Raw genomic sequence first — 16,988 nt, 5'->3', positions numbered from 1 at the left:
GCACGGAAAGCGAGGCCGCACCCAGATGCCCGAGCCCACCCCGCTCGCCCTCCCCGAAGGCCACCCCTTCGGTCCGCACAACCTTCCGTACGGTGTCTTCTCGCCCGGTGACGCCCCGCGCCGGATCGGCGTCCGCCTCGGCGACCACGTCCTGGACGCGGGTTCCCTCGCCGCCGAACTGGGCTCGCCGCACGCCGCCCTGCTGACCGGCCCGACCCTCAACCCGCTGCTGGCCGCCGGTCGCCCGGTCTGGTCGGAGGTACGCGCCGCGCTGACCACCTGGGTCACCGATCCCGCCCACCACCCGGCCGTCGAGCGCCACGCCCACCCGCTCGGCGAGGTCTCCCTGCACCTGCCCTTCGAGGTCGGCGACTACGTCGACTTCTACGCCAGCGAGCACCACGCCTCCAACGTCGGCCGCATCTTCCGCCCCGACGCGCCCACCCCGCTCACCCCCAACTGGAAGCACCTGCCCATCGGTTACCACGGCCGCTCCGGCACCGTCGTGGTCTCCGGCACCGACGTGGTGCGGCCCAGCGGCCAGCGGAAGGCGCCCGCCGACCCGGCGCCGGTCTTCGGGCCCTCGGTCAAGCTGGACATCGAGGCGGAGGTCGGTTTCGTCGTCGGCGTCGGCTCCGAGCGGGGGCGCGCGGTGCCGCTGGAGGCGTACCGGGAGCACGTCTTCGGGCTCTGCCTGCTCAACGACTGGTCGGCCCGGGACATCCAGGCCTGGGAGTACGTGCCGCTCGGGCCGTTCCTGGGCAAGTCCTTCGCCACCTCGGTGTCGGCCTGGGTGACGCCGCTGGAGGCGCTGGAGACGGCGCGGGTCGTGCCGCCCGCCCGCGACGAGGCCCTGCTGCCCTACCTGGACGACTCCTCGGCCGAGCCCGGCGGGTACGACCTGCGGATCAGCGTGGAGATCAACGGGGAGGTGGTGTCCGAGCCGCCGTTCACCACGATGTACTGGACGGCCGCGCAGATGCTGGCGCAGACCACGGTGAACGGGGCTTCGCTTCGGACCGGGGACCTGTACGGCTCCGGGACCGTCAGCGGGGCCGAGGCCGGGCAGCGGGGGTCGCTGCTGGAGCTGACCTGGAACGGGGAGCGGCCCTTGGAGCTTGGCTCCGGCGAGCGGAGCTTCCTGGAGGACGGGGACGAGGTGGTGCTTCGGGCTTGGGCGCCCGGGCCTCAGGGCGTGCCCGTGGGGCTGGGTGAGGTGCGGGGCACTGTCGTGCCCGGCGCCTGATCGTTCGGCTTGCGCCGGGCTGGGCGGTATTTCGGCTTGCGCCGGGCTGGGCTGTGTCTCGGCTCGGCCCGGTCGCGCTGCCGGCGTTCAGGATGGCCTCGAACGCCGGCCGGGCTGGATTGCGGCCGGGCCCCGCAGCCCGGCCGCGCGTACAAGATGGCCTCAAACGCCGGCCGGGCCGGGATCTGGCCTCAGACGCCGGCCGGGCTGTCTGGGGCGGCCTCCCCGATGCCCTGTTCCGCCAAAGTGGCCAGCACCCCCGGCCCGTAGTTCTGGAGTTTCTTGTCGCCGATGCCGCCGATCTGGGCGAGGGCGTCGAGGGTGGTGGGGCGGGCGGCGGTGATCTCGCGGAGGGTGGCGTCGTGGAAGATCACGTAGGCGGGGACGCCCTGTTCCCTGGCCTGGGCGGCGCGCCAGGCGCGGAGGGCCTCGAAGACGGGGAGGGATTCTTCGGGGAGGTCGATGACGGCCTTGCTCTTCTTGGCGCCCGAGCCGCCGGCCGAGCCGGACCGGCTGCCCCGTGAGGAGGGTGCCTTCTTGGGCTCCTTGCGGAAGCGGACCTCGCGGCGGCCGCCGAGCACCTCGCCCGCCTCGTCGGTGAGGACCAGCGTGCCGTACTCCCCCTCGACGGCCAGCAGCCCCTGGGCCAGCAGCTGGCGCACGGCCCCGCGCCACTCGCCCTCGGTCAGCTCCTGGCCGACGCCGAAGACGGAGAGCTGGTCGTGGTCGAACTGGATGACCTTGGCCGTCTTGCGGCCCATCAGGATGTCGATGATCTGGCCGGTGCCGAACTTCTGGTTCCGCTCGCGCTTGAGGCGGACCACCGTCGACATGGCCTTCTGCGCGGCGACCGTGCCGTCCCAGGTCTCCGGCGGGGTGAGGCAGGTGTCGCAGTTGCCGCAGTTCTCGCCGGTGGGCTCCTGGCCGAAGTAGCGGAGCAGCTGGGCGCGGCGGCACTGGGCGGTCTCGCAGAGGGCGAGCATCGCGTCCAGGTGGGACTGGGAGCGGCGCCGGTGCGCCTCGTCCCCCTCTCCGGACTGGATGAGCTTGCGCTGCTGCACGACGTCCTGGAGGCCGTACGCCATCCAGGCCGTGGAGGGGCGGCCGTCGCGGCCCGCGCGGCCGGTCTCCTGGTAGTACCCCTCGACCGACTTCGGCAGGTCGAGGTGGGCGACGAAGCGGACGTCGGGCTTGTCGATGCCCATGCCGAAGGCGATGGTGGCGACGACCACGAGGCCGTCCTCGCGCAGGAACCGGGACTGGTTGGTGGCGCGGGTCCGCGCGTCGAGCCCCGCGTGGTACGGGACGGCCTCGACCCCGTGGTCGCGGAGGAAGTCGGCGGTGCGCTCCACGGAGTTGCGTGAGAGGCAGTAGACGATGCCCGCGTCGCCCGGGTGCTCCTCCTTGAGGAAGGTGAGGAGCTGCTTCTTCGGGTCGTTCTTGGGGACGATCCGGTACTGGATGTTGGGCCGGTCGAAGCTGGCGACGAAGTGTTTGGCGTCCGGCAGGGCGAGCCGGCGGGTGATCTCCTGGTGCGTGGCATCGGTCGCGGTGGCGGTGAGGGCGACCCGGGGGACATCCGGCCAGCGCTCGCCGAGGACGGAGAGGGCGAGGTAGTCGGGGCGGAAGTCGTGGCCCCACTGGGCCACACAGTGCGCCTCGTCGATGGCGAAGAGGGAGATCTTGCCGCGCTGGAGCAGTTGCAGGGTGGTGTCGACGCGCAGCCGCTCGGGGGCGAGGTAGAGCAGGTCCAGTTCGCCGGCGAGGAACTCGGCCTCGGTGAGGCGGCGCTCCTCGAAGTCCTGGGTGGAGTTGATGAACCCGGCGCGGACGCCGGCCGCGCGCAGGGCGTCGACCTGGTCCTGCATGAGGGCGATCAGCGGGGAGACGACGACGCCGGTGCCGGGGCGCACCATGGCCGGGATCTGGTAGCAGAGGGACTTGCCGCCGCCGGTGGGCATGAGGACGACCGCGTCGCCGCCGCCGACCAGGTGGTCGATGACGGCTTCCTGGTCGCCGCGGAACGCGTCGTACCCGAAGACGGAGCGCAGGGTGGCGAGCGCGTCCCGGCGGTCGTGGACCGGGGCCTCGCCGCTCCCCTCGGGGAAGGCACCGGAAAGCTCCTCGCGGGCCCCCTCCTCCCCGAACGCGTCGTCCGGGAAGGGCTCGTCGCCGAACGGGTCCTCCTCCGGGGGGCCGTCGTCGAAGAGGTCGTCGGGGAAGCCCTCGGGCCCGTCGTACGCGGGGGTGCCGCCGTCCGTGCTGGTGCTCGCCATGCCGCTCGTTCCGTTCATCGCTCCGTGCCCCGTGCCCCTCGCTCGCCTGCCCGTCCGCTCCCTGCGGTGCCCGGGGCCACGTGTGGTCCCTGAGGCTGCCTCCAGCGTAGGGGGCCGGAGGGACAGCCCGGGAAGTTGTCCACAGGGTCGGCCGTCACACCGGCGGTGAGCTGCGGAAACGGGGGCCGGGAGAGAGGGTGACGGAGTTGTCCACAATCGGCCGGGTCCGGTCCGCCCCTGGCACACCGCCGCCGCCCGGCGCCCCTCCGCGGAGGGGCGCCGGGCGGCGGCGGTGTGCCAGGGGCGGCGGGTGCGGTCAGCGGACGAAGACGCTCGCCTGGCCCGCCAGGTCCAGGAAGTACTGGGGAGCGACCCCCAGCACCACCGTGACCACGACGCCCACGCCGATCACGCTCATGGTCAGCGGCGAGGGCACGGTGACGGTCGGCCCGTCGGCGCGCGGCTCGCTGAAGAACATCAGGACGATCACCCGGACGTAGAAGAACGCGGCGACGGCGGAGGAGAGGACACCGATGATCACCAGGGCCCCGGCGCCGCCCTCGGCCGCCGCCGAGAAGACCGCGAACTTCCCCGAGAAGCCGCTGGTCAGCGGAATGCCGGCGAAGGCCAGCAGGAAGACCGCGAAGACCGCGGCGACCAGCGGAGAGCGCCGGCCGAGCCCCGCCCACTTGGAGAGGTGGGTGGCCTCTCCCCCGGCGTCCCGCACCAGGGTGACGACGGCGAAGGCGCCGATGGTCACGAAGGAGTAGGCGGCGAGGTAGAAGAGGACGGAGGAGACGCCGGCCGGGCTGGCGGCGATCACACCGGCGAGGATGAAGCCCGCGTGCGCCACCGAGGAGTACGCGAGCAGCCGCTTCACGTCGGTCTGGGTGACGGCGACGATCGCGCCGACCACCATCGTGGCGATGGCCACTCCCCACATCACCGGCCGCCAGTCCCAGCGCATGCCGGGCAGCACCACGTAGAGCAGGCGGAGCAGGGCGCCGAAGGCGGCGACCTTGGTGGCGGCGGCCATGAAGCCGGTGACCGGGGTCGGGGCGCCCTGGTAGACGTCGGGCGTCCACATGTGGAACGGGACGGCGCCGACCTTGAAGAGCAGCCCCATCAGGACCAGGGCCATGCCGATCAGGAGCAGCGCGTCGTTGCCCATCGTCTGGGCGAGGACCGGGTCGTTGCTGATCAGCGTCCCGTCCACCACGTCGGCGATCACGGCGTACGAGACGGAGCCCGAGTAGCCGTAGAGCAGGGCGATGCCGAAGAGAAGAAAGGCGGAGGAGAAGGCGCCGAGGAGGAAGTACTTGACCGCCGACTCCTGCGACATGAGCCGCCGGCGGCGGGCCAGGGCGCACATCAGGTAGAGCGGGAGGGAGAAGACCTCCAGCGCGATGAAGAGGGTCAGCAGGTCGTTGGCTGCGGGGAAGACGATCATGCCGCCGACCGCGAAGAGCATCAGCGGGAAGACCTCGGTGGTGGCGAACCCGGCCTTGACGGCCGCCTGTTCGGCCTCGCTGCCGGGGACGGCCCCGGCCTGCGCCACGAAGGAGTCGACCCGCTTGCCGTGCGCCCGGTCGAGGCGGCGCTCGGCGAAGGTGAAGGCGGCCAGGACGCCGGAGAGCAGGATGACGCCCTGGAGGAAGAGGGCGGGCCCGTCCACCGCGAGGGCGCCCATGGCGACACTGGTCTGCTTGGTGGTGGCGTACCCGCCGACCGCGAGGGCGACGACCGAGGCGAAGGCGGCGCCGAGCGCGACCACGGTCAGCCAGAGCTGGATGTGGTAGCGGGCCCGGCGGGGCGCGAAGGCCTCCACGACGATGCCGATGACGGCCGCCCCGATGACGATCATCACGGGGGCGAGCTGGGCGTACTCGATGGTCGGCGACGGGATCTTGGAGATCGGGTCGGCCGCCGCGCTTGTCCACAGGGTGTGGACGGCGTTTGCGTTCACTTGGCCGCCTCCACGTCGGGCTTCGGGTCCTTCTGCTGTACGTCCGAGAGGGTGTGGTTGACCGCCGGGTCGACCAGCTCCGTCAGCGGCTTCGGGTAGAAGCCGAGGAAGAGCAGGAGCGCGATCAGCGGGCCGATGACGGCGAGTTCCCGCACCTTGAGGTCAGGCATCTTCGCGACCGACGGCTTGACCGGGCCGGTCATGGTGCGCTGGTAGAGGACCAGGGTGTAGAGCGCGCCGAGCACGATGCCGACGGTGGCGATGATGCCGATCACCGGGTAGCGCGCGAAGGTGCCGACCAGGACCAGGAACTCGCTGACGAACGGGGCGAGTCCGGGCAGCGAGAGCGTGGCCAGCGAGCCGACCAGGAAGGTCCCGGCGAGGACCGGGGCGACCTTCTGGACACCGCCGTAGTCGGCGATGAGCCGCGAGCCGCGCCGCGAGATCAGGAAGCCCGCGACCAGCATCAGCGCCGCCGTCGACAGGCCGTGGTTGACCATGTAGAGGGTGGCGCCGGACTGGCCCTGGCTGGTCATGGCGAAGATGCCGAGGATGATGAAGCCGAAGTGCGAGAGGGAGGCGTACGCCACCAGCCGCTTGATGTCGCGCTGGCCGACGGCGAGCAGGGCGCCGTAGATGATCGAGACCAGGGCGAGGACCAGCACCACCGGCGTCGCCCACTTGCTGGCCTCCGGGAAGAGGCCGAGGCAGAAGCGGAGCATCGCGAAGGTGCCGACCTTGTCGACCACGGCCGTGATGAGGACCGCGACGGGAGCGGTGGCCTCGCCCATGGCGTTGGGCAGCCAGGTGTGCAGCGGCCAGAGCGGCGCCTTGATCGCGAAGGCGAAGAAGAAGCCGAGGAAGAGCCACTTCTCGGTGGAGGCGGCCATCTCCAGCGTGCCGTCCGCCCGCGCCTGGGCGATCTCGCTGAGCGAGAAGGTGCCCGCCACCGCGTACAGCCCGATGACGGCGGCCAGCATGATCAGGCCGCCGGCCAGGTTGTAGAGGAGGAACTTGACCGCCGCGTACGACCGCTGGGTGGCGGCCTGCGCCTCGTCGGTGCCGCTCGCCCGGTCCCCGAAGCCGCCGATGAGGAAGTACATCGGGATCAGCATGGCTTCGAAGAAGAGGTAGAAGAGGAAGACGTCGGTGGCCTCGAAGGAGAGGATCACCATCGCCTCGACCATGAGGATCAGCGCGAAGAAGCCCTGGGTGGGGCGCCACCGCTTGGAGCTGTTCTCCAGGTGGTCGGCGTCGCGCCAGCCCGCGAGGATGACGAACGGGATCAGCAGGGCGGTCAGCGCGATCAGCGCCACCCCGATGCCGTCGACGCCCAGTTCGTAGCGGACGCCGAAGGCGGGAATCCAGTCGTACGACTCGGTGAGCTGGTACCGGGCGCCGCCGGGCTCGAAGCGGACCAGGACCGTCATCGCGAGGACGAAGGTGGCCACGGAGAAGAGGAGCGCCACGACCTTGGCCGTGCCGGAGCCCCGTGGTCCGTCGCCGTCGGAGCGGCTGCGGGCCGCCGGGACGGCGGCCGTCACGATCGCGCCGATCGCCGGGAGCGCGGCCGTCGCTGTCAGCAGGGGAAACGACATCGGTATCAGACCGCCCTCATCAGCAGGGTCGCGGCGATGAGCACCGCCGTACCCCCGAACATGGAGACCGCGTACGTACGGGCGTAACCCGTCTGGAGTTTGCGCAGCCGGCCGGAGAGGCCGCCGACGGAGGCGGCCGTGCCGTTGACCACGCCGTCGACCAGGGTGTGGTCGACGTAGACCAGGGAGCGGGTCAGGTGCTCGCCGCCGCGGACGAGGACGACGTGGTTGAAGTCGTCCTGGCCGAGGTCGCGGCGGGCCGCCCGGGTGAGCAGCGAGCCGCGCGGCGCGACCACCGGCACCGGCTTCCGGCCGTACTGGAGCCAGGCCAGCCCGACGCCGATCAGCAGGACCACCACGGTCGCCGAGGTGACGACGGCGGCGCTGAGCGGCGAGTGGCCGTGCTCGAAGGCGGTGACCGGCTCCAGCCACTTGATGAAGGAGTCACCGAAGCTGAAGAGTCCGCCCGCGAAGACCGAGCCGAAGGCGAGCACGATCATGGGGATCGTCATGGACTTCGGGGACTCGTGCGGGTGGGGTTCGTTCCCCTGGGCGTCCGGCTGCCAGCGCTTCTCGCCGAAGAAGGTCATCAGCATCACGCGCGTCATGTAGTACGCGGTGAGGGCGGCGCCCAGCAGGGTGACCGCGCCCAGAATCCAGCCCTCGGCCCCGCCCTTGGCGAAGGCCGCCTCGATGATCTTGTCCTTGGACCAGAAGCCGGAGAGGCCGGGGAAGCCGATGATCGCCAGGTACCCGAGGCCGAAGGTGACGAAGGTGACCGGCATGTACTTCCGCAGGCCGCCGTACTTCCTCATGTCGACCTCGTCGTTCATGCCGTGCATGACCGAGCCGGCGCCGAGGAAGAGCCCGGCCTTGAAGAAGCCGTGCGTCACCAGGTGCATGATCGCGAAGACGTAGCCGATCGGGCCGAGTCCGGCCGCGAGGACCATGTAGCCGATCTGCGACATGGTCGAGCCGGCGAGCGCCTTCTTGATGTCGTCCTTGGCGCAACCGACGATCGCACCGAAGAGGAGCGTCACCGCGCCGACCACGACGACCACGGTCTGGGCGTCGGGGGCGGCGTTGAAGATCGCGCCGGAGCGGGTGATGAGGTAGACGCCGGCGGTGACCATGGTCGCCGCGTGGATCAGGGCGGAGACCGGGGTCGGGCCCTCCATCGCGTCGCCCAGCCAGGACTGGAGCGGCACCTGGGCCGACTTGCCGCAGGCGGCCAGGAGCAGCATCAGGGCGATGGCGGTCAGCTTGCCCTCGCCGGTCTCGCCGGTGGAGGCGAGGACGGGGCCGAACGCGAAGGTGCCGAAGGTGGTGAACATCAGCATGATCGCGATGGAGAGGCCCACGTCGCCGACGCGGTTGACCAGGAACGCCTTCTTCGCCGCCGTCGCCGCGCTCGGCTTGTGCTGCCAGAACCCGATCAGCAGGTACGAGGCGACACCGACGCCCTCCCAGCCGACGTACAGCAGGAGGTAGTTGTCGGCGAGGACCAGCAGGAGCATCGCCGCGAGGAAGAGGTTGAGGTAGGCGAAGAAGCGGCGGCGGCGTTCGTCGTGCTCCATGTAGCCGATGGAGTAGACGTGGATCAGGGTGCCGACGCCGGTGATCAGCAGGACGAAGGTCATCGACAGCTGGTCGAGCTGGAAGGCGATGTCGGCCTGGAAGCCGCCCACCGGAATCCAGCTGAACAGGTGCTGGTGCAGCGCCCGGTCGTCCCCGGCGCGGCCCAGCATGTCGGTGAAGAGCACCACGGCGAGGCCGAAGGAGGCGGCCGCCATCACGGTGCCGAGCAGGTGGCCGGCGCGGTCCAGGCGCCGGCCGCCGAGGAGGAGCACGGCGGCTCCGAGCAGGGGCGCCGCGACGAGCAGCGCAATCAGGTTCTCCACGATTCAGCGACCCCTTACAGCTTCATCAGGCTGGCGTCGTCGACCGAGGCCGAATGGCGGGCACGGAACAGCGACACGATGATCGCGAGCCCGACCACGACCTCCGCGGCGGCGACGACCATCGTGAAGAAGGCGAGGATCTGGCCGTCGAGGTTGCCGTGCATGCGGGAGAAGGCGACGAGCGAAAGATTGCAGGCGTTGAGCATCAGCTCGACGCACATGAAGACGACGATGGCGTTCTTGCGGATGACCACACCGGTGGCCCCGATGGTGAACAGCAGCGCCGCGAGGTAGAGGTAGTTGACGGGGTTCACTGGGCGTTCTCCTCCTCCCGGTCACGGCCCAGACGCTCGGCGGAGCGCTGCTCCAGCGCCTTGAGGTCGTCGAGGGCCTCCTGGGAGACGTCCCGGATCTGGCCGCGCTCGCGCAGCGTCTTGTTGACGGTCAGCTCGGACGGGGTGCCGTCGGGGAGCAGGCCGGGGATGTCCACCGCGTTGTGCCGGGCGTAGACGCCGGGGGCCGGCAGCGGCGGTACGTGCTTGTTCTCGCGGACGCGCTTCTCGGCCAGCTCGCGCTGGGTGGAGGCGCGTTCGGTGCGCTCGCGGTGGGTGAGCAGCATCGCGCCGACCGTGGCGGTGATGAGCAGGGCGCCGGTGATCTCGAAGGCGAAGACGTACTTGGTGAAGATCAGCGCGGCGAGTCCCTGGACGTTGCCCCCGGAGTTGGCGGCGGCCAGGCCGTTGAACTGGCTGATGCCGACCTGGCCGATGCCGGCGATCAGCAGGATGCCGAAGCCGAGGGCGGCGAGGGCGGCCAGCCAGCGCTGGCCCTTCAGGGTCTCCTTGAGCGAGTCGGCGGCGGTGACGCCGACCAGCATGACCACGAAGAGGAAGAGCATCATGATCGCGCCGGTGTAGACGACGATCTGCACGATGCCGAGGAAGTACGCGCCGTTGGCCAGGTAGAAGACGGCCAGGACGATCATGGTGGCGGCGAGGCAGAGCGCGCTGTGCACCGCCTTCTTCATCAGGACCGTCGACAGGGCGCCGAGGACGGCGACCGTGCCGAGAATCCAGAACTGGACGGCCTCGCCGGTGGAGGTGGCGGAGGCAGCGAGCAGGCTCATCCCTGTCCCTCCTGACCGGGCTTGGCGGCCGATCCGGCCGAGGCGGCGGTCGAGGAGGCCGGGGCCGGGGCCGCCGGAGCGCCCTCGGCCGGGGCGACCGGCTCGCTGTCGACCACCGCGGGCTCGCCCTGGGAGACGGCGGGCTGGCGGACGGTGCCGGGGGCGGCCTCGGTGACCAGGCCCCGGTAGTAGTCCTGCTCGTCGGTGCCCGGGAAGATCGCGTGCGGGGAGTCGACCATGCCCTCGGTCAGCCCGGCGAGGAGCTGGTCCTTGGTGTAGATCAGGTTCTCCCGCGTGGAGTCGGCCAGTTCGAACTCGTTGGTCATCGTGAGTGCCCGGGTGGGGCACGCCTCGATGCACAGGCCGCAGAGGATGCAGCGGGCGTAGTTGATCTGGTAGACGCGGCCGTACCGCTCGCCGGGCGAGTAGCGCTCCTCGTCGGTGTTGTCCGCGCCCTCGACGTAGATCGCGTCGGCCGGACAGGCCCAGGCGCACAGCTCGCAGCCGACGCACTTCTCCAGCCCGTCCGGGTGGCGGTTGAGCTGGTGGCGGCCGTGGAAGCGGGGCGCCGTCGTCTTGGGCTGCTCCGGGTACTGCTCGGTCAGCCGCTTCTTGAACATGGCCTTGAAGGTCACGCCGAAGCCCGCGACGGGGTTCTGGAACCCCTGGTCCGACTGATTGGCTCCCTCAGTCATCGGACGCCTCCTTTCCTTCCGTGTCACCACGGTCACTCACAGTGTCCGGCGCGCCACTGACAACGAGCTCCCGCTCGCCGCGCGCGGGCCTCCTGGGCACCGGCGGCAGGGCCTGGCCGGGCAGCGGCGGCACCGGGTAGCCGCCGGCCATCGGGTCGAACGCGGGTTCCTCCGTACGCTGTTCGGCCTCGCGCTCCTGGTCGCGGCGGTCGCGGTAGAAGTCGATGACGAAGGAGAGCAGCAGCAGGAAGATCAGCCCGCCGAAGACGTACAGGGCGATGTCGGCGAACGGCATGTTCTCGTTCCGCAGCGTCCGCACGGTGGCGACCAGCATCAGCCAGACCACGGAGACCGGGATGAGCACCTTCCAGCCGAGCTTCATCAGCTGGTCGTAGCGGACCCGGGGCAGGGTGCCGCGCAGCCAGATGAAGAGGAAGAGCAGCAGTTGCAGCTTGAGGGTGAACCAGAGCATGGGCCACCAGCCCTGGTTGGCCCCTTCCCAGAAGGCGGTGACGGGGAAGGGGGCCCGCCAGCCGCCGAGGAAGAGCGTCACCGCCACCGCCGAGACGGTCACCATGTTGATGTACTCGGCGAGCATGAACATCGCGAACTTGATCGACGAGTACTCGGTGTTGAAGCCGCCGACCAGGTCGCCCTCGGACTCCGGCATGTCGAAGGGGGCGCGGTTGACCTCGCCGACCATCGTCACGATGTAGATGAGGAAGGAGACCGGCAGCAGCACGATGTACCAGCGGTCCGCCTGCGACTCCACGATGGTCGAGGTCGACATCGAGCCGGAGTAGAGGAAGACCGAGGCGAAGGCGGCGCCCATGGCGATCTCGTACGAGATCATCTGGGCGCAGGAGCGCAGGCTGCCCAGGAGCGGGTAGGTCGAGCCGGAGGACCAGCCGGCCAGCACGATGCCGTAGATCCCGATCGAGGCGACCGCGAGGATGTAGAGGAGCGCGATCGGCAGGTCGGTCAGTTGCATCGTGGTGCGCTGGCCGAAGATCGAGACCTGGTTGTCGGCGGGGCCGAAGGGGATCACCGCGAAGGCCATGAAGGCGGGGATCGCGGCGATGACCGGCGCCAGCACGTAGACGGCCTTGTCGGCGCGCTTGACGACGACGTCTTCCTTCAGCATCAGCTTGGCGCCGTCGGCCAGCGACTGGAGCATGCCCCAGGGCCCGGCCCGGTTGGGGCCGATGCGGCGCTGCATCCAGGCGACGACCTTGCGCTCCCAGACGATCGCGAAGAGCACCGTCAGCAGCAGGAAGGCGAAGCAGAAGACCGCCTTGACCAGGACCAGCCACCATGGGTCGCGGCCGAACATCGAGAGGTCCTCGGCCGCCAGCAGGATCGGACTCACGCCGCCACCCCCCGGGCTCGGGCGCGCGCGCGGCGGGCGCGGTGGACGGGGGTTGCGGGCACGGCGGCACCTCCGGTGCGCTCAGGGTTCACGACTCCTCCACTTCCGCCGGGGCCGCGGCGGCCGGCGCGATCCGCACCAGCTGGCCGGGGACGGCCCCGGTGTCCGAGGCCACCCCGGTGCCGGTGGAGTTGAGCGGCAGCCAGACCACCCGGTCGGGCATGTCGGTGACGAGCAGCGGCAGTGCGACGCTGCCCGCCGGGCCCGCCACGGTGAGGACGGTGCCGTCGGCGGCCCCGATCTCGGCGGCGGTGGCGGCGGAGAGCCGGGCCGGGGCGGCGTGCCGGGTCCCGGCCAGCGCCTCGTCGCCGCGCTGGAGCAGCCCCTGGTCGAGCAGCATCCGGTGCCCGGCGAGGACGGCCTCGCCGGCGGCGGGCCTCGGCAGCGCGGAGCCGGCCGGGGCCTCCGGCGGCACGGCGGGGCGCGACGGGCGGGCGTCCCAGCCGCCGAGCCGGTCCAGTTCGCGGCGGGCGGCGCGGATGTCGGGCAGCGCCAGTTCGCCGCGGCCCGTCTCGTCCACCTCGGCGACCGCGTCGGCCAGCATGTGCAGGACGCGCAGGTCGCCGGGGGCGAGGCGGCGGGTCATCTGCTCGGGCTTGAGCGCCGCCTCGAACATCCGGGAGCGGCCTTCCCAGTTGAGGAAGGTGCCGGACTTCTCGGCGACGGCGGCGACCGGGAGCACCACGTCGGCGCGCTCGGTCACCTCGGAGGGCCGCTGTTCCAGCGAGACCACGAACTCCGCCCGGTCCAGAGCCTGCCGGGCGCGAGCGGGGTCGGGCAGGTCGGCCACCTCGACGCCGCCGACCAGCAGCGCGGTCAGCTCGCCGGAGGCGGCGGCCTCGACGATCTGGCCGGTGTCGCGGCCGTACCGGGGCGGGAGTTCGGCCACGCCCCAGGCGGCGGCGACCTCGTCGCGGGCGCGCGGGTCGGTGGCCGGGCGGCCGCCGGGCAGCAGCGAGGGCAGCGCCCCGGCCTCGACGGCGCCGCGCTCCCCGGCCCGGCGCGGAATCCACACCAGCCGGGCGCCGAGGGCGGCGGCGGCGCGGACGGCGGCGGTCAGGCCGCCCTCGACGGTGGCGAGCCGTTCGCCGACGAGGATGACGGAGCCCTCGGCGCGCAGCGCCTCGCCCGCCTCCTTGCCGACGCCCTCCAGGCCGAAGCCGGTGCCGAGCGCCTTGAGCCACTCGGTCTCGGTGCCGGGAGCGGCGGGGAGCAGGGTGCCGCCCGCCTTGGTGAGGCCGCGGGTGGTGTGGGTGGCCAGCGCGAAGGTGCGCTGGCCCTTCTTGCGCCACGCCTTGCGGAGCCTGAGGAAGACGCCGGGCGCCTCCTCCTCGGCCTCGATCCCGGCGAGCAGGACGGCGGGCGCCTGCTCCAGGTCGGCGTAGGTGAGGCCGCCGCCGTCGAGGTCGCGGCCGCGTCCGGCGACCTGGGAGGCGAGGAAGTCGGCCTCCTCACCGCTGTGCGGGCGGGCCCGGAAGTCGATGTCGTTGGTGTCGAGCGCGACCCGGGCGAACTTGCTGTACGCGTAGGCGTCCTCGACGGTGAGGCGGCCACCGGTCAGCACTCCGGCGCGCCCGCGGGCGGCGTGGAGCCCGCGGGCGGCGGCCTCCAGCGCCTCCGGCCAGCTGGCCGGCTCCAGGGTGCCGCTCTCGGAACGGACCAGGGGCTGGGTGAGGCGTTCGGGCGACTGGGCGTAGCGGAAGCCGAACCGCCCCTTGTCGCACATCCACTCCTCGTTGACCTCGGGGTCGTCGGCGGCGAGACGCCGCATGACCTTGCCCCGGCGGTGGTCGGTGCGGGTGGCGCAGCCCCCGGCACAGTGCTCGCAGACACTGGGCGAGGAGACCAGGTCGAAGGGGCGCGAGCGGAACCGGTAGGCGGCCGAGGTGAGGGCGCCGACCGGGCAGATCTGGATGGTGTTGCCGGAGAAGTACGACTCGAAGGGGTCGCCGTCGCCGGTGCCGACCTGCTGGAGCGCGCCGCGCTCGATCAGCTCGATCATCGGGTCGCCCGCGACCTGGTTGGAGAAGCGGGTGCAGCGGGCGCAGAGCACGCACCGCTCACGGTCCAGGAGGACCTGGGTGGAGATCGGGACGGGCTTCTCGTAGGTCCGCTTCTTCCCCTCGAAGCGGGAGTCGGGGTCGCCGACCTGCATCGCCTGGTTCTGGAGCGGGCACTCGCCGCCCTTGTCGCAGACGGGGCAGTCCAGCGGGTGGTTGATGAGCAGCAGCTCCATCACCCCGCGCTGGGCCTTCTCGGCGACCGGGGAGGTCAGCTGGGTGCGGACCTCCATCCCCTCGGTGCAGGTGATGGTGCAGGAGGCCATCGGCTTGCGCTGGCCCTCCACCTCGACGATGCACTGGCGGCAGGCGCCGGCCGGGTCGAGGAGCGGGTGGTCGCAGAAGCGCGGGATCTCGATGCCGAGGAGTTCGGCGGCGCGGATCACCAGGGTGCCCTTGGGCACGGAGATCTCGATGCCGTCGATGGTGAGCGTCACCAGGTCCTCGGGCGGCACCCCGGCCGGGGTGCCGGGTGCGGCGCCGGTCGTCACGGTCATGCCTTGGCCTCCAGGTGCTGGTCCGCCCAGAGCGTCGACTTCGCGGGGTCGAAGGGGCAGCCCTTGCCGGTGATGTGCTGTTCGTACTCGTCGCGGAAGTACTTGAGCGAGGAGAAGATGGGGGACGCGGCGCCGTCGCCGAGCGCGCAGAAGGACTTGCCGTTGATGTTGTCGGCGATGTCGTTCAGCTTGTCGAGGTCGGACATCTTCCCCTGGCCCGCCTCGATGTCGCGCAGCAACTGCACGAGCCAGTACGTGCCTTCGCGGCAGGGCGTGCACTTGCCGCAGGACTCGTGGGCGTAGAACTCCGTCCAGCGGGTGACGGCGCGGACCACACAGGTGGTCTCGTCGAAGCACTGGAGCGCCTTGGTGCCGAGCATCGAGCCGGCGGCGCCGACGCCCTCGTAGTCGAGGGGGACGTCGAGGTGCTCGTCGGTGAACATCGGGGTGGAGGAGCCGCCGGGCGTCCAGAACTTGAGGCGGTGGCCGGGGCGCATCCCGCCGCTCATGTCGAGGAGCTGGCGCAGGGTGATGCCGAGCGGCGCCTCGTACTGGCCGGGTCCGGCGACGTGCCCGCTGAGCGAGTAGAGCGTGAAGCCCGGGGACTTCTCGCTGCCCATCGAGCGGAACCACTCCTTTCCCTGCTGGAGGATGGCGGGAACCGAGGCGATCGACTCGACGTTGTTCACCACGGTGGGGCAGGCGTAGAGGCCGGCCACGGCGGGGAAGGGGGGCCGCAGGCGGGGCTGGCCGCGACGGCCTTCGAGCGAGTCGAGGAGGGCGGTCTCCTCACCGCAGATGTAGGCGCCGGCGCCCGCGTGCACGGTGAGGTCGAGGTCGAGACCGCTGCCGAGGATGTCCTTGCCGAGGTAGCCGGCCTCGTACGCCTCGCGGACCGCCTCGTGGAGCCGGCGCAGGACGGGGACGACCTCGCCGCGCAGGTAGATGAAGGCGTGGCTGGAGCGGATCGCGTAGCAGGCGATCACGATGCCTTCGATGAGGGAGTGCGGGTTGGCGAAGAGGAGGGGGATGTCCTTGCAGGTGCCGGGCTCGGACTCGTCGGCGTTGACGACGAGGTAGTGCGGCTTGCCGTCGCCCTGCGGGATGAACTGCCACTTCATCCCGGTGGGGAAGCCGGCGCCGCCGCGTCCGCGCAGGCCGGCGTCCTTGACGTACGCGATGAGGTCGTCGGGGCTCATCGCGAGGGCTTTTCGCAGGCCCTCGTAGCCGTCGTGGCGGCGATAGGTCTCCAGGGTCCAGGATTCGGGCTGGTCCCAGAAGGCCGACAGGACGGGTGCGAGCAGCTTGTCGGGGCTGGTCTGGTTCATCTCGGTGGCCACCGTCATCACTTCCCCTCCTCGGAGCCGTCGCCGGTGACCGGACCGGCCGGGTTCTCCGGGTCGGCGGGCGCGGTCTGCTGCGGCGCGTCGTGCGAGCTGAGGTGTTCGGCGGGCGAGGGCGTGTGGCCGGTGGCGTCGGGGGCGCCGTCCTGGCCGCGCGGGTGGACCACGCGCTGCTGCGGCAGTTCGCCCTTGGCGAGCCTGAGGCCGATCAGCGAGGCGGGCCCGGCACCGCCGGTGGCCTCGACCGCGCCCGGCCGCTCGTCGGGGAAGCCTGCGAGGATGCGCGCGGTCTCCTTGTACGTGCAGAGCGGCGCGCCCCGGGTGGGCTCGACGGTGCGGCCCTCGCGGAGGTCGTCGACGAGGCGCTTGGCGGAGTCGGGCGTCTGGTTGTCGAAGAACTCCCAGTTCACCATCACCACGGGGGCGTAGTCGCACGCCGCGTTGCACTCGATGTGCTCCAGGGTGATCTTGCCGTCCTCGGTGGTCTCGTCGTTGCCGACGCCGAGGTGCTCCTTCAGCTCGTCGAAGATGGCGTCGCCGCCCATCACGGCGCAGAGCGTGTTGGTGCAGACCCCGACCTGGTAGTCGCCGGAGGGCTTGCGCCGGTACATCGTGTAGAAGGTGGCGACGGCGGTGACCTCGGCGGTGGTCAGGCCGAGGAGTTCGGCGCAGAAGGCCATGCCGGTCCGGGTGACGTACCCCTCCTCGGACTGGACGAGGTGGAGCATCGGCAGCAGCGCGGAACGGGAGTCCGGGTAGCGGGCGATGATCGCCTCGGCGTCGGCCTTGAGCCGGGCGTGGGTCTCGGCCGGGTACGCGGGGGCGGGGAGCTGGGGCATGCCCAGGGCCAC

12 protein-coding genes are annotated in these 16,988 nt (G+C 71.4%); 1 reads left to right on the top strand and 11 read right to left on the bottom strand.

Features of this window, described 5'->3' with window-relative positions:
* The first annotated feature begins 25 nt into the window (after window positions 1-25).
* Entirely contained in the window at window positions 26-1,246 is a 1,221-nt protein-coding gene (gene fahA, locus OIM89_RS18175) for a fumarylacetoacetase (protein ID WP_264491428.1), read from the top strand.
* Between the two features lie 191 nt (window positions 1,247-1,437).
* Here fahA and recQ read toward each other — a convergent pair whose 3' ends face one another.
* The 11 genes from recQ to nuoE all read right to left on the bottom strand — a co-directional run bounded on the left by recQ (window position 1,438) and on the right by nuoE (window position 16,976).
* On the bottom strand, window positions 1,438-3,522 hold the full coding sequence (gene recQ / locus OIM89_RS18170) for a DNA helicase RecQ (RefSeq protein ID WP_217466389.1): 2,085 nt from the start codon (window positions 3,520-3,522) through the stop codon (window positions 1,438-1,440).
* Window positions 3,523-3,838: 316 nt separating this feature from the next.
* On the bottom strand, window positions 3,839-5,488 hold the full coding sequence (gene nuoN / locus OIM89_RS18165; protein WP_030697612.1) for an NADH-quinone oxidoreductase subunit NuoN: 1,650 nt from the start codon (window positions 5,486-5,488) through the stop codon (window positions 3,839-3,841).
* Entirely contained in the window at window positions 5,485-7,086 is a 1,602-nt protein-coding gene (locus OIM89_RS18160; RefSeq protein WP_047464400.1) for an NADH-quinone oxidoreductase subunit M, read from the bottom strand. Before OIM89_RS18160 ends, nuoN begins: the two co-directional genes overlap by 4 nt.
* Window positions 7,087-7,091: 5 nt before the next feature.
* Window positions 7,092-8,987 carry an NADH-quinone oxidoreductase subunit L gene (gene nuoL / locus OIM89_RS18155; protein WP_226965383.1) on the bottom strand — a complete coding sequence of 632 codons (1,896 nt, stop codon included), beginning with the start codon at window positions 8,985-8,987 and terminating at the stop codon, window positions 7,092-7,094.
* A 14-nt stretch (window positions 8,988-9,001) separates the two neighbouring features.
* Window positions 9,002-9,301, bottom strand: a complete 300-nt coding sequence (gene nuoK, locus OIM89_RS18150; protein WP_003948727.1) for an NADH-quinone oxidoreductase subunit NuoK — start codon at window positions 9,299-9,301, stop codon at window positions 9,002-9,004.
* Window positions 9,298-10,113 carry an NADH-quinone oxidoreductase subunit J gene (locus OIM89_RS18145; protein WP_030697615.1) on the bottom strand — a complete coding sequence of 272 codons (816 nt, stop codon included), beginning with the start codon at window positions 10,111-10,113 and terminating at the stop codon, window positions 9,298-9,300. The genes nuoK and OIM89_RS18145 overlap by 4 nt, the downstream gene beginning before the upstream one ends.
* Window positions 10,110-10,808 carry an NADH-quinone oxidoreductase subunit NuoI gene (gene nuoI / locus OIM89_RS18140; RefSeq protein WP_226965384.1) on the bottom strand — a complete coding sequence of 233 codons (699 nt, stop codon included), beginning with the start codon at window positions 10,806-10,808 and terminating at the stop codon, window positions 10,110-10,112. The genes OIM89_RS18145 and nuoI overlap by 4 nt, the downstream gene beginning before the upstream one ends.
* Window positions 10,801-12,177 (bottom strand): NADH-quinone oxidoreductase subunit NuoH, encoded by a 1,377-nt coding sequence (nuoH, locus tag OIM89_RS18135; RefSeq protein WP_030697616.1) that lies wholly within the window; start codon window positions 12,175-12,177, stop codon window positions 10,801-10,803. The genes nuoI and nuoH overlap by 8 nt, the downstream gene beginning before the upstream one ends.
* 88 nt (window positions 12,178-12,265) lie before the next feature.
* Window positions 12,266-14,794 carry an NADH-quinone oxidoreductase subunit G gene (locus OIM89_RS18130; protein ID WP_226965385.1) on the bottom strand — a complete coding sequence of 843 codons (2,529 nt, stop codon included), beginning with the start codon at window positions 14,792-14,794 and terminating at the stop codon, window positions 12,266-12,268.
* Window positions 14,791-16,143, bottom strand: a complete 1,353-nt coding sequence (gene nuoF, locus OIM89_RS18125; RefSeq protein ID WP_175457817.1) for an NADH-quinone oxidoreductase subunit NuoF — start codon at window positions 16,141-16,143, stop codon at window positions 14,791-14,793. The genes OIM89_RS18130 and nuoF overlap by 4 nt, the downstream gene beginning before the upstream one ends.
* On the bottom strand, window positions 16,140-16,976 hold the full coding sequence (gene nuoE / locus OIM89_RS18120; RefSeq protein WP_030697619.1) for an NADH-quinone oxidoreductase subunit NuoE: 837 nt from the start codon (window positions 16,974-16,976) through the stop codon (window positions 16,140-16,142). Before nuoE ends, nuoF begins: the two co-directional genes overlap by 4 nt.
* Window positions 16,977-16,988 lie beyond the last annotated feature (12 nt).

The sequence above is a fragment of the Streptomyces sp. BI87 genome, from assembly GCF_025957665.1.
In the GTDB taxonomy this organism is placed as follows: Bacteria; Actinomycetota; Actinomycetes; order Streptomycetales; family Streptomycetaceae; genus Streptomyces; species Streptomyces albidoflavus.
The sequence above is the reverse complement of the archived record's forward strand: the minus strand, read 5'-3'. Positions and strand labels throughout refer to the sequence as shown.

What these genes read in the sequence shown, in the direction of transcription:
- fahA (WP_264491428.1), top strand. Translation starts at nt 26, where the DNA reads ATGCCCGAGCCCACCCCGCTCGCCCTCCCCGAAGGCCACCCCTTCGGT.
- recQ (WP_217466389.1), bottom strand. Translation starts at nt 3,522, where the DNA reads ATGGCGAGCACCAGCACGGACGGCGGCACCCCCGCGTACGACGGGCCC.
- OIM89_RS18160 (WP_047464400.1), bottom strand. Translation starts at nt 7,086, where the DNA reads ATGTCGTTTCCCCTGCTGACAGCGACGGCCGCGCTCCCGGCGATCGGC.
- OIM89_RS18145 (WP_030697615.1), bottom strand. Translation starts at nt 10,113, where the DNA reads ATGAGCCTGCTCGCTGCCTCCGCCACCTCCACCGGCGAGGCCGTCCAG.
- nuoI (WP_226965384.1), bottom strand. Translation starts at nt 10,808, where the DNA reads ATGACTGAGGGAGCCAATCAGTCGGACCAGGGGTTCCAGAACCCCGTC.
- OIM89_RS18130 (WP_226965385.1), bottom strand. Translation starts at nt 14,794, where the DNA reads ATGACCGTGACGACCGGCGCCGCACCCGGCACCCCGGCCGGGGTGCCG.
- nuoE (WP_030697619.1), bottom strand. Translation starts at nt 16,976, where the DNA reads ATGCCCCAGCTCCCCGCCCCCGCGTACCCGGCCGAGACCCACGCCCGG.